General features: G+C 66.7%; 18 protein-coding genes. 7 read left to right on the forward strand and 11 right to left on the reverse strand.

The features are described 5' to 3' along the window. Positions 1 to 79 precede the first annotated feature (79 nt). Positions 80 to 1312 (reverse strand): sensor histidine kinase, encoded by a 1233-nt coding sequence (locus ACFYOW_RS18695; protein WP_387289418.1) that lies wholly within the window; start codon positions 1310 to 1312, stop codon positions 80 to 82. Between the two features lie 169 nt (positions 1313 to 1481). Between ACFYOW_RS18695 and ACFYOW_RS18700 the strand changes: the two genes are divergently transcribed. The 4 genes from ACFYOW_RS18700 to ACFYOW_RS18715 all read left to right on the forward strand — a co-directional run bounded on the left by ACFYOW_RS18700 (position 1482) and on the right by ACFYOW_RS18715 (position 5688). Then, on the forward strand, positions 1482 to 2231 hold the full coding sequence (locus tag ACFYOW_RS18700) for a hypothetical protein (RefSeq protein ID WP_387289420.1): 750 nt from the start codon (positions 1482 to 1484) through the stop codon (positions 2229 to 2231). Between the two features lie 125 nt (positions 2232 to 2356). Further along, on the forward strand, positions 2357 to 3682 hold the full coding sequence (locus ACFYOW_RS18705) for an alpha/beta-hydrolase family protein (protein ID WP_387289422.1): 1326 nt from the start codon (positions 2357 to 2359) through the stop codon (positions 3680 to 3682). Between the two features lie 60 nt (positions 3683 to 3742). Continuing rightward, positions 3743 to 4189, forward strand: a complete 447-nt coding sequence (locus tag ACFYOW_RS18710) for an SRPBCC family protein (protein WP_387289423.1) — start codon at positions 3743 to 3745, stop codon at positions 4187 to 4189. A 257-nt stretch (positions 4190 to 4446) separates the two neighbouring features. Next, a complete protein-coding gene (locus ACFYOW_RS18715; RefSeq protein ID WP_387289425.1) occupies positions 4447 to 5688 on the forward strand; it encodes an SGNH/GDSL hydrolase family protein in 1242 nt (413 codons plus the stop codon). 395 nt (positions 5689 to 6083) lie between these two features. Here the strand turns inward: ACFYOW_RS18715 and ACFYOW_RS18720 are convergent, their stop codons facing one another. Further along, positions 6084 to 6671 carry a TetR/AcrR family transcriptional regulator gene (locus tag ACFYOW_RS18720; protein ID WP_387289427.1) on the reverse strand — a complete coding sequence of 196 codons (588 nt, stop codon included), beginning with the start codon at positions 6669 to 6671 and terminating at the stop codon, positions 6084 to 6086. Positions 6672 to 6779: 108 nt separating this feature from the next. Here ACFYOW_RS18720 and ACFYOW_RS18725 point away from each other — a divergent pair, with 108 nt between their 5' ends. Beyond that, positions 6780 to 7625: an SDR family NAD(P)-dependent oxidoreductase gene (locus ACFYOW_RS18725; protein ID WP_387289429.1), complete on the forward strand. Its 846-nt coding sequence runs from the start codon at positions 6780 to 6782 to the stop codon at positions 7623 to 7625. Between the two features lie 84 nt (positions 7626 to 7709). Here the strand turns inward: ACFYOW_RS18725 and gatA are convergent, their stop codons facing one another. Together gatA and gatC are read right to left on the reverse strand one after the other, a co-directional pair. Then, a complete protein-coding gene (gene gatA / locus ACFYOW_RS18730; protein ID WP_387289431.1) occupies positions 7710 to 9182 on the reverse strand; it encodes an Asp-tRNA(Asn)/Glu-tRNA(Gln) amidotransferase subunit GatA in 1473 nt (490 codons plus the stop codon). Further along, on the reverse strand, positions 9179 to 9478 hold the full coding sequence (gene gatC, locus ACFYOW_RS18735; RefSeq protein ID WP_040693716.1) for an Asp-tRNA(Asn)/Glu-tRNA(Gln) amidotransferase subunit GatC: 300 nt from the start codon (positions 9476 to 9478) through the stop codon (positions 9179 to 9181). Before gatC ends, gatA begins: the two co-directional genes overlap by 4 nt. Before the next feature lie 261 nt (positions 9479 to 9739). On the opposite strand from gatC, the gene ACFYOW_RS18740 reads away from it, so the two are divergent. After that, positions 9740 to 10390 carry an amino acid-binding protein gene (locus tag ACFYOW_RS18740; RefSeq protein WP_387289433.1) on the forward strand — a complete coding sequence of 217 codons (651 nt, stop codon included), beginning with the start codon at positions 9740 to 9742 and terminating at the stop codon, positions 10388 to 10390. A 46-nt stretch (positions 10391 to 10436) separates the two neighbouring features. Here the strand turns inward: ACFYOW_RS18740 and ACFYOW_RS18745 are convergent, their stop codons facing one another. The 3 genes from ACFYOW_RS18745 to ACFYOW_RS18755 form a co-directional block, all read right to left on the reverse strand. Next, positions 10437 to 10946, reverse strand: coding sequence for a GNAT family N-acetyltransferase (locus tag ACFYOW_RS18745; protein WP_387289435.1), 510 nt, complete (start codon positions 10944 to 10946; stop codon positions 10437 to 10439). Positions 10947 to 11257: 311 nt separating this feature from the next. Further along, positions 11258 to 11602, reverse strand: coding sequence for a hypothetical protein (locus tag ACFYOW_RS18750; RefSeq protein WP_387289437.1), 345 nt, complete (start codon positions 11600 to 11602; stop codon positions 11258 to 11260). Positions 11603 to 11982: 380 nt separating this feature from the next. Next, positions 11983 to 13227 (reverse strand): ATP/GTP-binding protein, encoded by a 1245-nt coding sequence (locus tag ACFYOW_RS18755; RefSeq protein WP_387289438.1) that lies wholly within the window; start codon positions 13225 to 13227, stop codon positions 11983 to 11985. Between the two features lie 175 nt (positions 13228 to 13402). On the opposite strand from ACFYOW_RS18755, the gene ACFYOW_RS18760 reads away from it, so the two are divergent. Then, positions 13403 to 13768 carry a hypothetical protein gene (locus ACFYOW_RS18760; protein WP_387289440.1) on the forward strand — a complete coding sequence of 122 codons (366 nt, stop codon included), beginning with the start codon at positions 13403 to 13405 and terminating at the stop codon, positions 13766 to 13768. 92 nt (positions 13769 to 13860) lie between these two features. On the opposite strand, the gene ACFYOW_RS18765 is transcribed toward ACFYOW_RS18760, so the two are convergent. The 4 genes from ACFYOW_RS18765 to ACFYOW_RS18780 all read right to left on the reverse strand — a co-directional run bounded on the left by ACFYOW_RS18765 (position 13861) and on the right by ACFYOW_RS18780 (position 19084). Then, on the reverse strand, positions 13861 to 14946 hold the full coding sequence (locus tag ACFYOW_RS18765; protein ID WP_387289442.1) for an S-adenosylmethionine:tRNA ribosyltransferase-isomerase: 1086 nt from the start codon (positions 14944 to 14946) through the stop codon (positions 13861 to 13863). Then, entirely contained in the window at positions 14943 to 15641 is a 699-nt protein-coding gene (locus ACFYOW_RS18770; RefSeq protein WP_387289444.1) for an SDR family NAD(P)-dependent oxidoreductase, read from the reverse strand. Before ACFYOW_RS18770 ends, ACFYOW_RS18765 begins: the two co-directional genes overlap by 4 nt. An 84-nt stretch (positions 15642 to 15725) precedes the next feature. Beyond that, positions 15726 to 17840 carry an NAD-dependent DNA ligase LigA gene (gene ligA / locus ACFYOW_RS18775; protein ID WP_387289446.1) on the reverse strand — a complete coding sequence of 705 codons (2115 nt, stop codon included), beginning with the start codon at positions 17838 to 17840 and terminating at the stop codon, positions 15726 to 15728. A 62-nt stretch (positions 17841 to 17902) separates the two neighbouring features. Continuing rightward, on the reverse strand, positions 17903 to 19084 hold the full coding sequence (locus tag ACFYOW_RS18780; RefSeq protein WP_387289448.1) for an FAD-dependent oxidoreductase: 1182 nt from the start codon (positions 19082 to 19084) through the stop codon (positions 17903 to 17905). Positions 19085 to 19219 lie beyond the last annotated feature (135 nt).

Here is a 19219-nt window from a genome sequence, read left to right on the forward strand (position 1 = left end):
CAAGTTCGGGCGACCGGACGAGTCAGCCATGTCGAGTCGAAATCAATCGCCCGGTAGGCATTCTCAGGGTGCAGGATGCTCAAACGTCTTCGGCGGCAGTAATCATGGCGATCATCGCCGGGTCGAGAGCCGACCCGGACGCCGCAGCGATCGGCAGCCGGGCTCGCACCTCGAAACCGCCGTCCGCACGCGGACCCGCCGATACCTCGCCGCCGACCGCGAGCGCACGCGCCCGCATGCCCGCGATGCCGTGACCGCCGTTGCCGACCGGTCGGGCGACGGTAGCGCTGAGGGCGTTGCCGACGCTCAACTGCAGCGCGTCGGCGCCGACCACGATCGCTACCTGCACCGGTGCGCCCGGGGCGTGCCGGGAGGCGTTGGACAGCGACTCCTGGACGATCCGGTACAGCGCGAGGCCGACCGAATCCGGGACCGGATCCAGCAATCCGTCGACAGTCCAATCGATGCGCACCCCGGCGCGGCGGGCGCCCTCGAACAGGCCGAGCACATCGGCGGCCTTCGGTTGCGGTGCGTGTTCGGGCAGTTGACCGTCGCTGCGCAGCACACCGAGCATGCCGCGGATCTCGTTCAATGCCTCGCGGGCGGTCGCGCCGATGGATTCGAATTCCGCGCGAGCGGCGGGAGTCACGCCCTCGACGCGATAGGGCGCGGTCTGGGCCTGCACCACGACCAGGGACATGTGATGGGCAACGACATCGTGCAGGTCGCGGGCGATGCGGGCCTTCTCCTCCAGGATGGCGCGCCGGGCCCGCTCCAGTTCGTTCTCCTCCTCCTGGGCCAGCAACTGTTTGCGTGACTGCACCAGCCAGCGCACCAGCATCGCGAACAGCACGACGGCGGCGAAGGCGATCGGCCAGGCCCACGCGCCGCCGGAGATGTCACCGTCGCTGGTCATCGTGGTGGCCAGCAGCAGCGAGGTGGCACCCCAGGCGACCGCGACGATCGGGACCGCCGCGCGCAGGGCCACCGCGAACAGCAGCGCGAACAGGCACAGGATGTGCACGACCTGGATCGGGATCTCATTGTCCGGCTGATGTGGGATGGCCAGGGCGATGAGCAGGGCCGAACCCGCGGATATCGCCCAGCCCAGCGCCGGGTTGAGCCGGATCAGCAGGATGGGGAATGCGGCGAGCGCGGCGATGAACGGCTGCACCGCGACCGGCACGTCATGGGTGAGGTGCAGTGTCGGCCACGCGACGGCGTAGAAGATCACCGCGAGCAGCACGGTGAACGCGTCGAACCACATCCGCGCGTTCATCCCCTTGATCCAGCCACGACGTTTTTCCCTCATGGCTACGACAGTAGGAAGCCCGACCGGTCGGGGTCCTCATACCCACGGGTGAATTCCGGCCCAGTACCGGAGTAGGAGGACTCGCATGCGCTCCCCCGGCGGCACGGGCCGGGAAACCGCACCGCGGCGTGAGGTGGCGTAGCGGGATGGATTCCTACCGTCGAGCACCATGAGCACACCGACCATCGATGCCGGCGCCCGAAACCGATCCATCACACGACGCTGTGCCGCACTGACAGCGGCCGCACTGACCACCATGGCGGCCACCATCATGCTGGCGCCCGCGGCGCATGCCGCCACCGTCGAGCGGCCGGTGGAGAATGCGTCGGCCGGTGCCGCAGTGGTCGGCCTGACCTCGGGCGGGCTAGGGGCGATCGATGTGATTCCCGCTGATTTCGCGCAGCGGTTCGGGTATCGACCAGCTGTTGTCGATGGGCTGCTGGTGAACCCGGGTGGGGATTGCTCGTCGCCGGTGACCTTGCCCGATGAGTTCGAGACCGCTTGTAAGGCACACGATTTGGGGTATGACCTGCTGCGCTATGCGGGCGCGCAGGATCAGCCGCTGGGCGGGTGGGCCAGACAGGCGCTGGATGCGACGCTGGCCGTCCATATGCACGAGGCGTGCGCGGCTCGGGCGGACGGGTTCTCGCGGGCTCGGTGCAATGCGATGGCGAGCATTGCGAATACGTTCGTCGATCTGAATTCGCGGCGGCAGGACTATGGCGTGCCGGTTGTCGAATCCGGCTTCGGGGCAGAAGATTCCGGGAACTGCGGGTGGATCGTCGGTGGCGGTCTGGTCGGGCTGGGGGCGGCCGGGTTCCTGCCGTCCGTCCGGCGGCGGCTCGCCGATGCGCGGGATCGACGTCGTTCCTCGGTACGACCTTCGAATCGCATTGCTGCTCTGGGGGTTCAGGCATGAGCACGCTCACCGCGGCGAGACCGATTTCTACCTGGAATGATTCGGGCGCGTCGCCCAGCTCGAGCATTTCACCTGTACCGAGGAATCGATGGAAGACGCTCATCACCAAAGGATTTCGGTGTGCTGTGCGGCCGCGAATCGGTACGACGCTCGGAATCGGTCTCGGCACCTCGGTATCCCTGGCCCCCAGCCTGCTTCCACGCACATCGAGCGCCCAGGCGATGTTGACAGCGCTGCTCGCCGCAGTTGCGCTGTCCGTCGCGGGGGTTCTTCGGTTTGCGTTGCGGCGCTGGGATTTCGATATCAACCGTCGGATGGATCGATTCCGCACACCGTTGCTCGGTGTGGCCGTGCTCACGGTCGTCGGCATGGTCGTTCAGGGAACCCATTGGCAGAACCGGTTGCGTACGGCGATGGATACCGCGCTGATCGGTCCGGGCTATTGGCTGTGCTGGGCGCTCGTATCCGTAGCGATCATTGGCGTCGTCGCCGGAATCGTCCGCGCAACTGGATGGTTCGCGCGGAAGCTGGGTTCGGCGCGCAGTGTCGCCGTGGGCGTGGTGGCGGTGTCGGTGCTCTACCTCGCAGGGGTACCTGCGGTTGCCGATTGGCGACGCAGTGCCTACGCCGCCGCCAATGCGACGATCGATCCCGCACTGGTGCAACCGGTTTCGTATGTTCGGTCCGGGAGCGCGGAATCTGCCGTCAGCTGGCCTTCATTAGGCGCGGAGGGACGCAAGTTCGTCACCGGATCGCCCGCGGGACCGATCCGGGTGTACGTCGGACTCGACTCCGCACCCGATCTCGATTCCCGTGTGGCCCTGGCTGTTCGAGAGCTGGAACGATCCGGTGGATTCGAGCGGTCGAATATCGTGCTCGCGGTGCCGACCGGGTCCGGATGGATCGATGCGAATGCGGTTCACGGGTTCTACGAACGCTTCGGCGGTGATGTCGCACTCGTCGGGATGCAGTACTCCTACGCCCCCAGCTGGGTGACCTTCGTCTTCGGGCGCGACGATGCGGTGACGTATGCGCGAGCGCTGTTCGAAGCCGTGGAGCGCCGCATCGACACGCTCGACCACAAGCCCGAGCTCTACGTCTACGGGCAGAGTCTCGGCGCGCTCGGTGGGAGCTCGATATTCGCCGACGACGCCGACCAGGACCGTCGGACCTGCGCGGCACTCTGGGCGGGCCCACCCGCCGGTCAGGTGCATCGGGCGGGCGCGACGGTATTGGCCAACAGCTCGGATCCGGTGGTGCATTGGTCGCCGTCGCTGCTGTGGCGCGCACCCGAGCTCGGCGATGTTCGGGTGGATGCCCCTGTGCCACAATGGCTTCCGGTGATCAGCTTCCTGCAGACCAGCGCGGATCTGCTCGCCGCACTGAACGCGCCGCCGGGCCACGGTCACCGCTACGGCACCGATCAGGGCACCGCCATGGGCGCCTGCTGACCCGTGACTTTCCTGCTGGGAGGCTTGATCGGCTATAGAACATGTTCTAATTTGCTAACCATGCCCTTTGTCATCGATGCCACCGTGGAAATCGACGCCCCCGCCGAACTGGTATGGCAGGTGATAACCGACCTGCCCCGCTACGGCGAGTGGAACCCCTTCTGCATCGAATGCCGCAGCACCCTCGTCCCCGGCGAACCGATCGATATGCTGGTCGCGCTCTCCGGCTCCAGCCCGCGCCGCCAGCGCGAATGGATGGTCTCGCACACCCCGGGCACCGAACTCAGCTACTCGATGAAGCCGGTCCCCCTCGGCGCCCTGCACAGCCTGCGCTCACATCGCGTCACCGCACTCGGCCCCGACCGCACCCGCTACGAATCCCACTTCGAACTCGGCGGCTGGCTGCACCCCCTGGTAGTAGCCGCCCTCGGCAAAAACCTTCAACGCGGCTTCGCGGGCATGACCGAAGGCATCCAAAAGCAAGCCGAGTCCCTGCGCGCCAACTGAGCGCCCGCGGCACTGACCGCACGCCCCGCCGATCCAAAACCCCTGCGCGGTTACCGCACACCTCCCGGGTACGTCGCTGCCCGACGCGCCGAGCCCCGTCCGCGAAGATGTGCGGGAGCGCGCGGATCGACTATCTCGAGTGTGGTCGGGATCTGTTCGGGGTAAAGGCGGGGTGGGGGAATGCGGGTTCGGGTCGGGTGGTTGAGTGGACCGTCCGATGAGCGGATCGGATCCACTGCCACAGAAGGGGTTTCGTCGTGCGTACAGTTCGTGCCCTGGTAGCGCTGCTGCTGATGCTATTGCCCGCCACCGTCGGCACCGCGAGCGCGAATCCACCGAAACCATTCGTTTGGACGACGGTCTGGGCGACCTCGGCGCATCAGCCGAGCAAGGCATTCGTGGCCAATTGGGCGGAGAGCGGATTCACGAATCAAACGGTGCGCCAGGTGGTTCGGGTCAGTGACGGCGGTCTGACCACTCGGGTGCGGCTGACCAACCGCTACGGGACGACACCGCTCGTGGTCGCGGGCGCGACGATTGCCCGCAGCGCCGCCGATGGCGCGATCGATCCGGACAGCGTGCAGAATCTGACTGTCGGCTTCGCACCGTCGTTCCGCATCGCACCGGGAGCCGATCTCGTGACCGATCCGGCCGCACTGTCGCCGGCGCCGCTGGAGTCGGTGACCATCACCCTGTACCTGGCCGAACCCACCGGCCCGGCGACCCAGCACGCCCAGTCCTTCGCCACCACTTACCGGGCAAACGGCGACCACCGCGCCGACCCGACCGCCGCGGCCTTCACCGAGACCAGCCAATCCTGGTACTACCTGACCGGCGTCGAGGTCGCGAATGTCGCGCCGCCGCGCTCGGCATTGGTGGCCTTCGGCGATTCGATCACCGAAGGCGTCGGCTCCACCAGCAATTCCGACAATCGCTACCCGGACGAACTCGCCGAACGCCTGGCCGCGGCAGGCATACCGCGTGCCGTACTCAACGAGGGGATCGGCGGCAATCGCGTCACCGTGGATTCCAGCTGGCTCGGTGAGAGCGCCCGTACCCGGTTCCGGCACGACGTGCTCGACCAGCCCGGCGTCGGCACAGTGATCATCCTGGAGGGCACCAACGACATCGGCCTCAGCTCCGGCGTGACCGCCGTGGACACCGTCGTCGACGTCTCCCCCGAACAGCTCATCACCACTTACCGCGACCTGATCGGCCAGGCCCGCGCCGCCGGACTCCGCGTCCTCGGTGCGACGCTGCCCCCCTTCGGCGATTCGCCCTACTTCAACGATGCGGCCGAAAACAAGCGCCTCGCCGTCAACGAATGGATCCGCATCGCAGGCGAATACGACGCCATCGTCGACCTCGACGCCGCCCTCGCCGACCCGACCGATCCGCACCGCCTGGCCCCCGCCTACGACAGCGGCGACCACCTGCACCCCAACGACGCCGGGTACCGCACCATGGCCGCAACCGTCGACCTCACCGACATCCGCTGACCCGCCCGCACCGAATCAGCTTGTTCCACTGCCCCTTTCGTGGGCTGTCGCTATCCGAGTGCGGTGCCGGGCGCACTGTCGTTGTGTCGCATCGACGACATCGGACACCGTTTCGGCGGATGCCCGGATCAGTGGACTCTGCGCGGCGGTGCGCCACACCGGCGCCCAGCGGGAGGGCGCGACATCGCGGATCGGCACGAATGCCAAGCCCGGCCAGGGCTAGTAGCCCGCGAACTCCGCGACGACTCCGGCGACGCACTGCCCCGAAGTCACCGTGTTGACCACCGGCTGCCAGGTGGAAATTACTCCAGAGTTATCGCCGCGCCCTTGAAGAGCGCGTTCAGGGTGACGGTGTGGCCAGGGCCGATGCGTTGCGACCGTTCGAGGGACGGTGGTCAGGGCGCAAGGTGAGACAGGGCCGCTTCGAGGGTGGCGTCGGCGTAGGACTCCGTCAGGCCGGGCAGTCCCAGGGACCAACGGGATTGGATGGGGCCGAGGAGCAGATCGATCGCGAACTCCGTATCGAGATCGGAGCGCAACTGTCCGGCCCGGACGGCAGCGGCCAAGCGTTCGGCGATGGCGGCACGCTGTGGGAGCAGGAGTCGCTCGCGGTAGGCGTGGGCGAGTTCCTGATCCTGTTGTATCTCGATGTACATCGCCCGCAGGAAGGCCTCGAAACCCGGATCGGTGAGCTCGGCGATCGCGCCGCGGAGCAGTTCACGCAGGTCCGCGCGGATATCGCCGGTATCGGGAAGTACGAGTCCATCCGGGCCGGAATTGAGTTCGAGCAGCGCGTCGAATACGACGGCCCCCTTCGACGGCCACCAACGGTAGATCGTCTGCTTGCCGACCCCGGCGCGGGATGCGATGGCTTCGACGCTCAACTTCGCGTAGGGCAGCTCACGGATCAGTTCGGTGGCTGCGCCGAGAATCGCGGCACGCGCTCGTTCGCTGCGCCTGGCTGCGCTGGGTGCTTCGGCCATGACGAGACTGTACCAACAACGAGACGAAACGTCTCGTCTTGACAAGACCGAATCAGGTTGGCATGGTCATCAAACGAGACGGAGCGTCTCGCGACGAAAGGATCGACAATGACCAGAACCTGGTTCATCACCGGCGCGAACCGCGGGCTGGGGCGGGCGTTCACGCTCGCCGCGCTCGCCGGTGGCGACCGCGTTGTCGCGACCGCTCGCGACCCACGATCGATGGCCGATATCGGCGACGACCGATTGACGGTGCTGCCCTTGGATGTTCGCGACCGCCACCGCGCGATCGCCACGGTGGACAAGGCATTCGCGATCGCGGGCCGCATCGAGGTGATCGTGAACAACGCCGGATACGGTTTGGTCGGTGCGGTCGAGGAAGTGACCGAAGCCGAGATCCGCGCCCAGATTGATACCAATTTCTATGGCGCACTGTGGGTTTCGCAGGCCGCGGTGCCGCATCTACGCAAACAGGGCTCGGGGCATATCGTGCAGATCTCGACCGTCGGCGCGGTCGGCAGCCTGCCGCTGTTCAGCATGTACAACGCGAGTAAATGGGCGCTCGAGGGTTTCAGCGCGTCACTCGCGGATGAGTTGCGGCCCTTCGGAATTCACGTCACGCTGGCACAGCTCGGCGGTTTCGATACCGATTGGGCGAAGTCGAGCATGAAGTTCGCAAAGGCGCTTCCGGCGTACAAGGAACTGCGCACCGGCATCCTGGGCATGCCGGACTACCCCGACCCGACCGCCCCACCGCCGGAGACAGATGCCGAGTCCGAGTGGGTGGAAGCGGCCCCGGAAGTCGCTGCGGCGGAACTGATCGCGCTGGTGAATACGCCGAACCCACCGGTGCGCAAGGTAATCGGCCCCGGTGCGCACCAAATGGTCGCAATGGCGTTGGATCAGCGCCGCCAGGACTACCTCAGCGACCCCGAGTTCGCCTGGCCCGCATAGGGATGTGCCGAGCGCCCATTCCCGTCGAGCTCACGCGGAATCCCGCATGATCGAGACAGGAATTGGCGCTCAGGTCAATACTTCTTACGCGACCGGACCCCGCGCGGCCTCATACGCCGCACCGACGCGGTACAACCGATCATCGGCAAGTGCGGGAGCCATGATCTGCAGACCCACCGGCATGCCGTCGTCCTTGCTCAATCCGGACGGCACCGACATCGCCGGATGCCCCGCCAGATTCGTGGGCAGGGTGCACAGGTCGGAGAGGTACATCGCCAACGGATCGTCGACCTTCTCACCCAGCTTCCACGGGGTGAACGGGCTGGTCGGGGAGACCAGGACGTCGACCTGCTCGTAGGCCTTGTCGAAGTCGCGGGCGATCAGCGTGCGCACCTTGAGCGCCTGACCGTAGTAGGCGTCGTAGTATCCGGCCGAGAGCGCGTAGGTGCCGATCATGATGCGGCGCTTGACTTCCGGACCGAATCCGGCCGCGCGGGTCGCGGCCATGACCTGCTCGGCGCTGTGGTTGCCGTCGTCGGCGACGCGCAGTCCGTAGCGCATGGCGTCGAAACGCGCCAGGTTCGAGGACACCTCGCTCGGCAGGATCAGGTAGTACGAGGCGAGCGCGTATTCGAAGTGCGGACAAGATACTTCGATAACCTCGGCGCCCAGATCCTTCAGCACACCGACCGCCGCATCGAAGGATGCGATGACGCCCGGCTGGTAGCTGTCGGAGTGCAGTTCCTTCACCACACCGACTTTCACGCCACGTAGATCGCCCGTGGCGCCCTGGCGAGCGGCGGCGACCACCGGCGGCACCGGCACATTGCGGGAGGTGGAGTCGCGCGGGTCGTATCCGGCGATCACCTCGTGCAGCAGCGCGGTATCGAGCACGGTGCGACCACACGGACCGCCCTGATCCAGCGAAGACGCACACGCGACCAGACCGAACCGGGAGACCGTGCCGTAGGTCGGCTTGGTTCCGACGGTCGCGGTCACCGCGGCGGGCTGCCGAATCGACCCACCGGTATCGGTGCCGATCGCCAGCGGCGCCTGATGCGAAGCAAGTGCGGCCGCCGAGCCACCGCCCGAACCACCCGGAATCCTGGTGGTATCCCACGGATTCCGGGTCGGACCGAAGGCCGAGTTCTCGGTGGAGGAGCCCATCGCGAACTCGTCCATGTTCGTCTTGCCGAGGATCGGGATGCCTGCGGCACGCAACCGACTGGTCAGCGTCGCGTCATACGGTGCAACCCAGCCCTCGAGAATCTTCGAGGCACATGTGGTCGGCATATCCGTGGTCGTGAAAACGTCCTTGAGCGCCAACGGAACTCCGGCCAGCGGCGAGGCGGGCGCATCGCCCGCGGCGAGCGCGGCGTCCACCGCTTCCGCCGCGCTGAGCGCCTCGTTGCCTGCCACGTGCAGGAATGCGTGGTACTCGCCGTCGACGGCGGCGATCCGATCCAGATGCGCCTGGGTGACCTCCACCGAGGTCACCTCGCGGCCGTGGATCTTCGCCGCCAACTCGGCGGCAGGCAGCGCAGTCAGTTCGTTCATTCGCCCTCTCCCAGGATCTGCGGAACCAGGAACCGCTGGTCCTCGACCGCGGGGGCGCCCGAGAGCGCCTCGTCCGGGGTTAGGCACGGGATGACCTGATCCGGACGCGTCACATTGGTCGCCGGATTCGGCGACGCGGTCGCAGGCACATCGGCGGCGGCGACCTCGGAGATGGTCCGCACGTGACTCAGGATCGAATCCAACTGACCGGCGAACTGATCCAGTTCGGCTTCGGACAGGGCGAGCCTGGACAGCCGGGCGAGGTGTGCGACCTCGTCGCGGGAGATGGCGGGCACCGCGGACCCCTTTCGGCATGGTTGAGCTTGGTGAACGGCCACCGAACAGCCTAGCGACTCCCCACTCCACAACTTTCACAGGAGCCGCGCATGCAACGACACACCCCACCAGCTAGCGTGACACGCCGCTTCCACGCGAATTAGAGCTGTGGCATCCGTCACCGGCCGCACTTCGAGTCGATAACTCGGACTTGTGGGTGTAAGTATTGCGTGACCCGGGTATTCGTTTGAGAGCCTCGGCCGCCAAGGAAAGGAACGCGCGTGTCTTACCTGCTCCGCGTGCAACTTCCGGATCGACCGGGAAGCCTCGGTGCGCTCGCGCTCGCACTGGGCTCCGTCGGCGCCGACATCCTCTCCCTCGACGTGGTCGAGCGGGGTGCGGGATTCGCGGTCGACGATCTCGTGGTCGAGGTGCCGCAGGGTGCACTACCCGACACGTTGATCACCGCCGCCGAATCGATCGGCGACGTGCACGTGGACTCCATCCGCCCGTATTCCGGTGTGCTGGACACCCATCGCGAACTCGAGTTGATCGATCAGGTCGCCAGTGCCCGCGACGATCGGCTACAGGTGCTCGTCGACGGAGTGCCGCGAGTGCTGCGCGTCGGCTGGAGCACGATCATCGATATGGGTCCGCAGGGTGCCTACCGCGTCGTCGGCAGCCAGAGTGCGCCGCAGACGCAGGCGGGTTCGGCGCCGTGGATGCCGTTGGAGAAGCCCGCCACCCTGGACCCCGAGGGCGACTGGGTGCCGCAGATCTGGCGCGATATGGACACGAAGCTGGCCGCCGCGCCGCTCGGAAATACCGGCAAGGTGCTGCTGCTCGGACGTCCCGGTGGGCCCGACTTCCGCCCGTCCGAGGTGGCGCGACTCGGTTATCTCGCGGGGATCGTCGCGACCGTATTGGGCTGAGGACGCCCGAATTCCGACCGCCGCGCCGGTCGATGCTGTCGGATATTCAGGCTGGGAGATCCAGCCGTAGCACCGACAGCCACTCGCCCGCATCGGTCTTCCAATCCCGTTCCGGCACAGGGACGAAACCGAATCGGTCATAGATCCGCCGCGCGTCCGCCATGGCGGGCATCGTGGTAAGCACCACGGCGGCAAAGGATTCGGCCTGTGCGGTCTCGATGACGGTGCGCACCAACGCCGTTCCCGCACCGAGCCCGCGCGCCGACTTCGACACGGCGAGCATCCGGAACTCCAACTCCCCCGGACGGGCGATTTCGGCGTACGGCGTTCCCGGCCGAGCCACCGCCAGCGAACCGACCACCCGATCGTCGTGCACCGCGACCAGCACCTGCGCCGAACCCGCGCGATGGGTGATATCGGCGAGTTCGGTGACATACGGGCTGCCGGGACGCACATAGCCCTCCCCGACATAGACCTCGACCGTCAGGTCACCGACGGCGTCGTATTCGTCCGGGCGAGCGTCGCGAACAACGACCTGGGAGTCCTGCACATCCATACCGGCATCCTCCCACCGCCCAGGCAGCCACTCCCAAACAACCCGGTCGGTCGACCCGGACTCGCCGCGCACGTCCGCCGCCACGATGCAGGACCGCCACCGAGAGAGAGGGTCGATCGACAAGACTCGCCGCGCAAAACCGCCTACTCTATGCAGGGCCGCCGCCGAGACACGGTCCGTCGTGGCAGTCGCGCGGTGGGATGTCATAGGCCGAAGGCACAGACTCCGGCCACTCGGTCCATGCTCCAACGCACGGCATGCAGCGCGGGATAAACGTGTCACTGCCCCGCCCGCCGGGCGACGGCGAGCGGTCAGGAACCGAGCCCCGGACGCGCGCCCGGATTCGAGATCTGCCAGCGTTCCGGCTTCCCCGACGGGTAGACGACCGGGATGAAATCCCCGATGGCAGGCCAGTTGTTCACATCCCACACCAGGCGGCCATACACCACGGTGCCGGGCTCCGACGGGCCGGTCAGATTGCCGGTGATGGTCACGTACTGCTCACCGGTCGCGTCGGGCCGCGGACTCACCCCGGTGACATACAGCGTCCCCGTTTCCGGATTCGACAGCCGGACACCGTTGCGGCCACGCAGGTAGAGCATGACCATCGCCACCAGCGCGCCGACCATGATCACCAGCATCGCGAACTGCACCATGGCACCCATGCTATTGGTCCAGGCACGCATACCGCGGCGCCGCTGGGCACGGCAACAACCGAGTCCGGCGCAAACACGCTCACCGCCCGGACCACACCACCCACGCACGGTCCAGACCACTACTGCAGCGCCATCAGGCACGGCAACAACCAAGTCCCGCGAAACACGCTCACCGCCCGGACCACACCACCCACGCGCAGCCCAGACCACTACCACGGCGCCACCGGGCGCGGCAACAACCGAGTCCGGCGCAGGTGCTCGCCAGCATCCCAGAGTTGCACCACGCCACCCGCGCTCATCCGGACACACAAACCCAGCACTGGCAGCGCGCCACGCCAACTGGCAGCGATCGACGGCTCACGTGGCCCTGAGGACACGGACTACAGCGAGGCGAGCTCGCTGGCGCCGTGATCGGTGCGGCGGATCTGCCAGACCGCGGTGCGGGTGCGCTGGGAGCGACCGTTCGCGCGATCGATCAGCGACCGATTGTTCGTGGTGAAGATCAATTGCGCGCCACGGGAATTGGTCTCCGGATTCTGGAAGAGCTGAATCAGCCGATCGGTCTCCTCGACCGGCAGGTGCGCGCCGATATCGTCGATCGCGAGCACCCGGCCGGAGTCCAGTGCGTCGAGCATGGCCGGCAGCAAGCGCAGCATCGAGAGGGTGGCGGCGGATTCGTCGGTGATATCGAAGGCGGAGTCGATGCCCGCGTGCACCAGTCCGAGGCCGACGCCGCGACGCTCGACCATCCGGGTGTAGAGGGCATCGCGCGCGGCCTTCAGGTTGCTCAGCTCGCGTTCGAGCATGACCTCGGTGATGCCGTTCTCCCGCAACAACTGGTCAGCGTGCGCCGGCGAGGTCGCACACAACTCCACCTGTTTGGCGGTCCCAGCGATATCGCCATCGAGTTCACGCAGATAGTCCGCGTACATCGGGTCCGGCTCGGCGATCAGCAGATCGGTAATGCCGAGTTCGGCGGTGCGCAGCAGCATGAGCAGCCGCACCGCATGGTCCGGTGCCGCGGACAGATGACTGCCGAGCCGATGCGCGACCGCCGTCGCGTCCGTCGCGCCGTGCTGCACTTCGAGCATCGCGGAGAACCACCGATACGCCGGCACCAGCGCCTCGGCATACATCTGCCCGGCCAGACTGAGCAGCAACGCGTTCGGCCGCACCAGCGGCAACAATGCGGCGATACCGTAGCGTGCGGCCTCGAACATCGGGCCGATCTTGATCTGCTCGCCGTTGCGCTCGAACACAATTCGCTTGCGTGAGCGCGGATGCGTGTAGAGCCACTCGGCCGTCACATCCGCGTTGTCCAGGCGGAACCCGTAGGTGTACGGCACGCCCTCCGCGACGAAGCTCGCCACGAATTCCGAAGGGCGATCCGGGAATCCGCGGTGCGGTGCGCGTACCGGTCCCGCGTAGGGATCCCAGCCGGTCACCGAATGCAGTACCGCATCGCGCATCTGCCCCAGCGCGTCGATCAAGCTCGTCTTGCCCGCGGCACTCGCACCGTGCACCGCCGTCACCGGCACCGCGACCGGTCCGCTCCCCCGGCTCAAACGCAAGTCCTGCCGTTCGGCCAGCGATCTGTGATTCGTCACCTGAAAACTGCGCAGCATCCCGCCATCCTGTCGGTTCGCCCTGCGCACCGCGACACCGCACCCGCTTCACAGACCTGGACAGACGTCGCTCAGGAGGCTTACGCCGGACAAATGCGCACGTCACGCGTTATCATGCAGGCGCCGCGGCTACCCGCTGGCATCTGCCGGAAATGTACTGATGAGGGATTCAACGATGGACCTGACGATTAGTCGTCTAGTGGCCCGCAGCTCCGTCGCGGCCGCGCTCGCACTCGGCCCGCTGGTCGTGCTCGGACCGCCCCAAGCTGCCGCCGAGGCGCCCTGTCCGGACGGAACCGCCCGGATCTTCTTCCACGACGAGACCAACACCTGCCAGAGTGGCGGCACCTACAGCTTCGACGGCTCACCCGCGCTCGTGAAGGTGTGCTCGGTGGGCAAGGTCCAGGTCATCGTCGACACCACCATCCAGAAGAGCCGGACCAAGACCAGGACCGCCCATCTCGATCTCAGCGACGGTAAGTGCGGCCGCATCGAAGTCGGCGGCCAGCTCGACTCCACCATCAGCATCACCCCCTCCTAGCACCGACGACCGCCGAGGGTAGTCGAATGGTGGTTCCCTGCGGGCTGACCCGCCGCCATTCGACTACCCTCGGCGGTCGGCATCGGGTGGATTCAGCTGCGGGGGGTGTTGAACAGCAGGGCGCTGTCGCCGAATTCGTGCCAGAGATATCCGGTTTCGAGGGCGGTGGCATACGCCTGATGGACTGTGGCCTCGCCCGCGACCGCAACGAGTAGTTCCAGATGCGATGCACCGGGTGCGTGCCAGCCGGTGATGATGCCGTCGACCACCCGGGCCGGATGTCGCGGGCCGAGGACCAGTTCGGTCCACCCCCGGGCCGGATGCACCATTCCGTTGTGATCCGCGGTGGTCTCCAACGCTCGCGTCACCGTGGTGCCGACCGCGATGATGCGGCCGCCCGCCGCCTTGGTGTCGTTCACCAGACGGGCGGTCGTCGCCGATACCGCGAACCGCTCCGGGCTCGGAGGTTCGCCCGCCTCGGGTGAGGAGACCCCGGTGTGCAGGGTGATCGGCGCGATCGCGACGCCCGAGGTCACCAGATCGAGCACCAGGCTTTGCGTGAACGGACGTGCCGCACTGGGCATTTCGGCGCTGCCCGGGATCCGGCCGAAAACGGTCGTGTAGTACGAAGGCGACCAGCGTTGTGGCACATACGAATAGGTGATCGGATAGCCGTGGGTCGCCAGCAGCCAGGTGGGATCGGCGCTCAGTTCGGCGATCCAGAGTCGGCGCGCACCCGGCAGCCAGGGTTCACGCAGGGTGGCGGTGGCACCTTCCGGCAGCTGAATCTCGTTGCCAGGGTTGAGGTCACGCGGATAGGGCGTGCGCTCGCGGGTGCGCACCTCCACCACCCACAGTCCGTCGCAACCGCCGAAGGTGTCCGGTGGCCCGCTCGCCCCGTCCTCGGGTGCGTTGAGCCAGGTGGACAGATGCAGCGTGACCGGCATGCCGTCGAGAGCGCCGTCGATCGCTGCGGCCAGCGTCGCCGAATTGTTGACCACCACAAGGTCACCCGCGTGCAAATGTCGTGGCAGTTCACGGAAAGTGTTGTGGGTGAGGCGATCCGCCGCCACCAGCATCCGTACCTCGTCGCGGGACAGTCCCCGCGCCTCCGGCGGAGCGGCGGCATTGCGCTCGGGTGGCAGAACGTCGGGCCATTCATTCAAAGCGGTTGTCATCTACCGACCCCCGCGGCGAAATCGGCGGCGGTATAACGGTCGTTCTTGGGCCGCCGCTCGATCAAGCGCAGCAGCGCGGGCACGACGGTCTCGGGCTCGGGCCGATCGGAGATATCGTCGCCGGGAAATGCCGCCTGATGCATTTCGGTGCGCATATCGCCGGGATCGAAGGCGTAGATCGACAGCTCCGGATGTTCGGCGGCCAGGATGGCGGTGAGTTGATCCAGGGCGGCCTTCGAGGAGCCATAGCCGCCCCAGTCCGGATACGGTTCGACGCCCGCGTCGGAGCTGATATTCACCACCACCCCATCCGGATCGAGCAGTGGCAGCGCGAACTGCAGAACCGCGAGCGGGGCAATGACATTGGTCCGATACACCAGCTCGAGCTGATCGAGCGGATAGTTCGCCAGTCGCGGCATCGGACTGGGCCCGAGCCTGCTCGCATTGTTCACGAGCAGGTCGAGATGTCCGAATTCGCCCGCGACCTCGGCCAGCTCCGCGCGGTGCGCCGGATCGGTGATATCACCCGGCACCGCGAAAAAGGCTTCGCCGAGTTCGGCCCCCGCCCGCCCCAGCCGGTCGGCGCGACGGGCGGTGCCGATCACCCGCCAGCCGCGCCCGATGAGCGAGCGCGCAAGAGCCAGACCGAATCCCGCCGAAGCACCGGTGATCAGAGCGGTAGAGCGGTGAGTCATATCGAATCTCCTGATAGTTACCTACCAGTCGATCGTCATACCTGAAGCCAGGTTCAGGTCAAGGAGTATTCGCCGACGGCATATCTACTCCTCGGCTTCGGCATCCTCCGCGGCCGTCTCCGGCGTCACCGCCGCCGGACCCTCCTCGAGCAGCTTGCGGAATCCGTCCTCGTCGAGGATCGGCACACCGAGTTCCTCCGCCTTCGCGGCCTTGGAGCCCGGCGAATCACCGATCACCACGAATGCCGTCTTCTTCGAGACCGAACCCGCGGCCTTACCGCCGCGCACCAGGATCGCCTCCTTGGCGCCGTCGCGGGAAAACCCTTCCAGCGACCCGGTTACCACGATCGATAGCCCCTCGAGAGTGCGCGCGATGGACTCGTCGCGTTCATCGGCCATCCGCACGCCTGCGGCACGCCACTTGTCGACGATCGCGCGATGCCAATCGACGGTAAACCATTCGGCGACCGCGGCGGCAATGGTCGGGCCGACACCGTCGGCGGCGGCCAGTTCCTCGACCGCGGCATCCTGGATCCGATCGAGACTGCTGAATTCCCTTGCCAGCACCCGTGCCGCGGTCGGCCCGACGTGCCGGATGGACAACCCGACAAGCACCCGCCACAGCGGCCGATTCTTGGCGGTCTGCAAGTTTTCCAGCAGTCGCTTGCCGTTGGCGGACAGGCCGCCGTCCTTGTTGGCGAACAGCGCGGTGGTCAGTAGTCGGGCCTCGTCGAGGTCGAACAGATCGCCCTCGTCGGTGATCGCGCTCGACTTCAGCAGATCATTGGCGGCTTCGTAGCCGAGCGATTCGATATCGAACGCACCGCGACCGGCTACATGGAACACCCGCTCCCGTAGCTGCGCCGGACAGAACTGCTGGTTGGGACAGCGGATATCGGCGTCGCCCTCCTTCTGCGGCGCCAGCTCGGTGCCGCATTCCGGACAGTGCGTCGGCATGACGAATTCGCGCTCGTCGCCGGTGCGTGCGTCGACCACCGGGCCGAGCACCTCCGGAATCACGTCACCGGCCTTGCGGATGGTGACGGTGTCGCCGATGAGCACACCTTTGCGCTTGACCTCGGAGGCATTGTGCAGGGTGGCCATAGCGACCGTGGAGCCCGCGATGGAGACCGGTTCCATCACCGCGAACGGAGTGACGCGGCCGGTGCGCCCGACGTTCACCTCGATATTCAGCAGCTTGGTGGTGGCCTCTTCGGGCGGGTACTTGTAGGCGATCGCCCAACGCGGGGCACGCGAGGTCGAGCCGAGCCTGCGTTGCAGCGCCATCTCGTCGACCTTGATCACCTGGCCGTCGATTTCGTGCTCGATATCGTGACGGTGCTCGCCCCAATAGTTGACGCGCTCGATCACCGCATCGATGCCCTGCACCAGTTTGGTGTGCTCCGAGACCGGCAGACCCCATGCGGCGAGCGCGCGGTAGGCCTCGTGCTGTGAGGTCGGTGTGTAGCCCTCGATGCGCCCGAAGCCGTGGCAGATCATCCGCAGCCGCCGCCGCGCGGTGACCGCCGGATCCTTCTGGCGCAGCGAACCCGCCGCGGTATTGCGCGGATTCGCATACGGCGGTTTGCCCTCGGCCACGATCGCCGCGTTGAGGGTCTCGAAATCCTCCAGCCGGAAGTAGACCTCGCCGCGCACCTCGAGCAGCTCCGGGATCGGGAACTCCGCGGTCGCGGTCAGTTCGCCCGGAATGTCCTCGATGGTGCGCGCGTTGAGCGTGACGTCCTCGCCGGTGCGCCCGTCGCCGCGGGTCGCGCCACGCACCAGTCGCCCCTTCTCGTACACCAGGTTCAGCGCGACACCGTCGATCTTCACCTCGCACAGATAGTGCAGATTCGACCCGGTCTCGGCTTCGACCCGGCCGGCCCAGGCGCGCAGCTCGTCGAAGTCGAAGACATTGTCCAGCGACAGCATTCGCTCGAGGTGGTCCACGGCGGTGAAATCCGTCGCGAATCCGCCGCCGACCAGCTGGGTCGGCGAATCGGGCGTACGCAGATCCGGATGCGCGTCCTCGAGCGCCTCCAGTTGCCGCAGCAGCTTGTCGAACTCACCGTCGGAGATGATGGGCGCGTCCCGCACGTAATACCGGAACTGGTGCTCCCGAACCTCGTCCGCAAGCCGCTGCCACTCCACCCGCTGCTCCGCCGTGGCCGGCTCCGCCGCAATGTCGCTGTCACTCACCCAACGCACACTAGTCGAGCCCACCGACAAGTCACCGCCACATTCCCGCACGTCGCGGCGGACTATCCGGGCAGCGGATCCTGTCCGAGGTGACGTTGCCCGTCGATAGCGCCCGCCCGCACCGCCGCGAATCCGTAGTCGATCATCTCCGTCTCATACGCGCGCAATGCGGCGATCAGATCGCCGCCCGCGCGCGCCTCGATCAGGGCGACGGTCAACCGAGCCGCATCGCGCAGTGCCGTACACGCGCCGGAACCCGCCGCCGGACTCATCGCATGGATCGCATCGCCGAGCAGGGTGACGGGGGTGGTCGGCCACGGGTCGATCGGCACGCTGGTGCGCAATGGCAGCGCGAACAGTGAATCGGGCTGGCAGTGCGCGACGATCTCGCGAACCCTCGGATGCCAGTCCCGGGTCGCGGCGGTCATGATGGCGTGCAATTGTGCGCCGTTCATCGCGCGCAGCGCTTCCGCGGAATCCGCGAACCATTCCCGCCGCGCACCGAAAGAGCATGTCATGTAGTCCGATACCGGCAGCAGCGAAAGACCTGCCTCCGCACCGGCCTGCTGCGGCGGCACGGGAAACGCGACCGGCGCGACGCCGAGGTAGGTGCGGTCCGGACCGGTGATCGCGGTGAAGACGCCGGACATATCATCATCGAACAGATCCCGTGTGCGGTCGGTGAGCGGCACCATGCCGTACAGCTGTCGCACCCCGGTGTCGACGATCCGCGCATGCGACAGATACTGCTGTCGCACAGCGGAGTTCACGCCGTCTGCGGCGACCAAGACATCACCGTCCACACAGTCGCCGTCGGCAAGATGTGCGATGACTCGACCGCTTCGCTGAATCTCATAGCGCCGCAACTCTTTTCCGAATTCGACAGCGTCCTCGATACCCGCGAGCAGCAGTTGACGCAGCACCAGCCGGTCGACCGCCAGGGAAACCGCCGCCGGACCATCATCCACCTGGGTGAATACCCGCTCGAGTCGGTGATTCAGCGCGGTGAACCGGGGGTTCGGCAGTCCGGCGGTGGCGTGGAACACCCGCTGCAGATGTGGCGGCAGCAACCGCACCAGGGCATCCCTGCCGTGGCTGTCGATATGCAGCCGATAGCCCTGCCGACGGGCGGTCAGCGCCGAATCCCGTTCGTAGACGACGACTTCGATACCTGCTTGCCGCAGCCCCTGAGCCAGGCCGAGGCCACCGAGGCCGGCACCGATGACGATCACTCGAAAACCCATGACGCTCCCTTCGCGCACAACAACGGAAGGGACGCACAGGTCGCACTCTGCAGTGCGATGTGAAGCGGAAGGCTGACCGGACTAACCCATACCGGCCCGTGGTCTTCGCGCGTCCGTACCTACGACGATAGCAAT

This window comes from Nocardia sp. NPDC006982 (assembly GCF_042869435.1).
In the GTDB taxonomy this organism is placed as follows: domain Bacteria; phylum Actinomycetota; class Actinomycetes; order Mycobacteriales; family Mycobacteriaceae; genus Nocardia.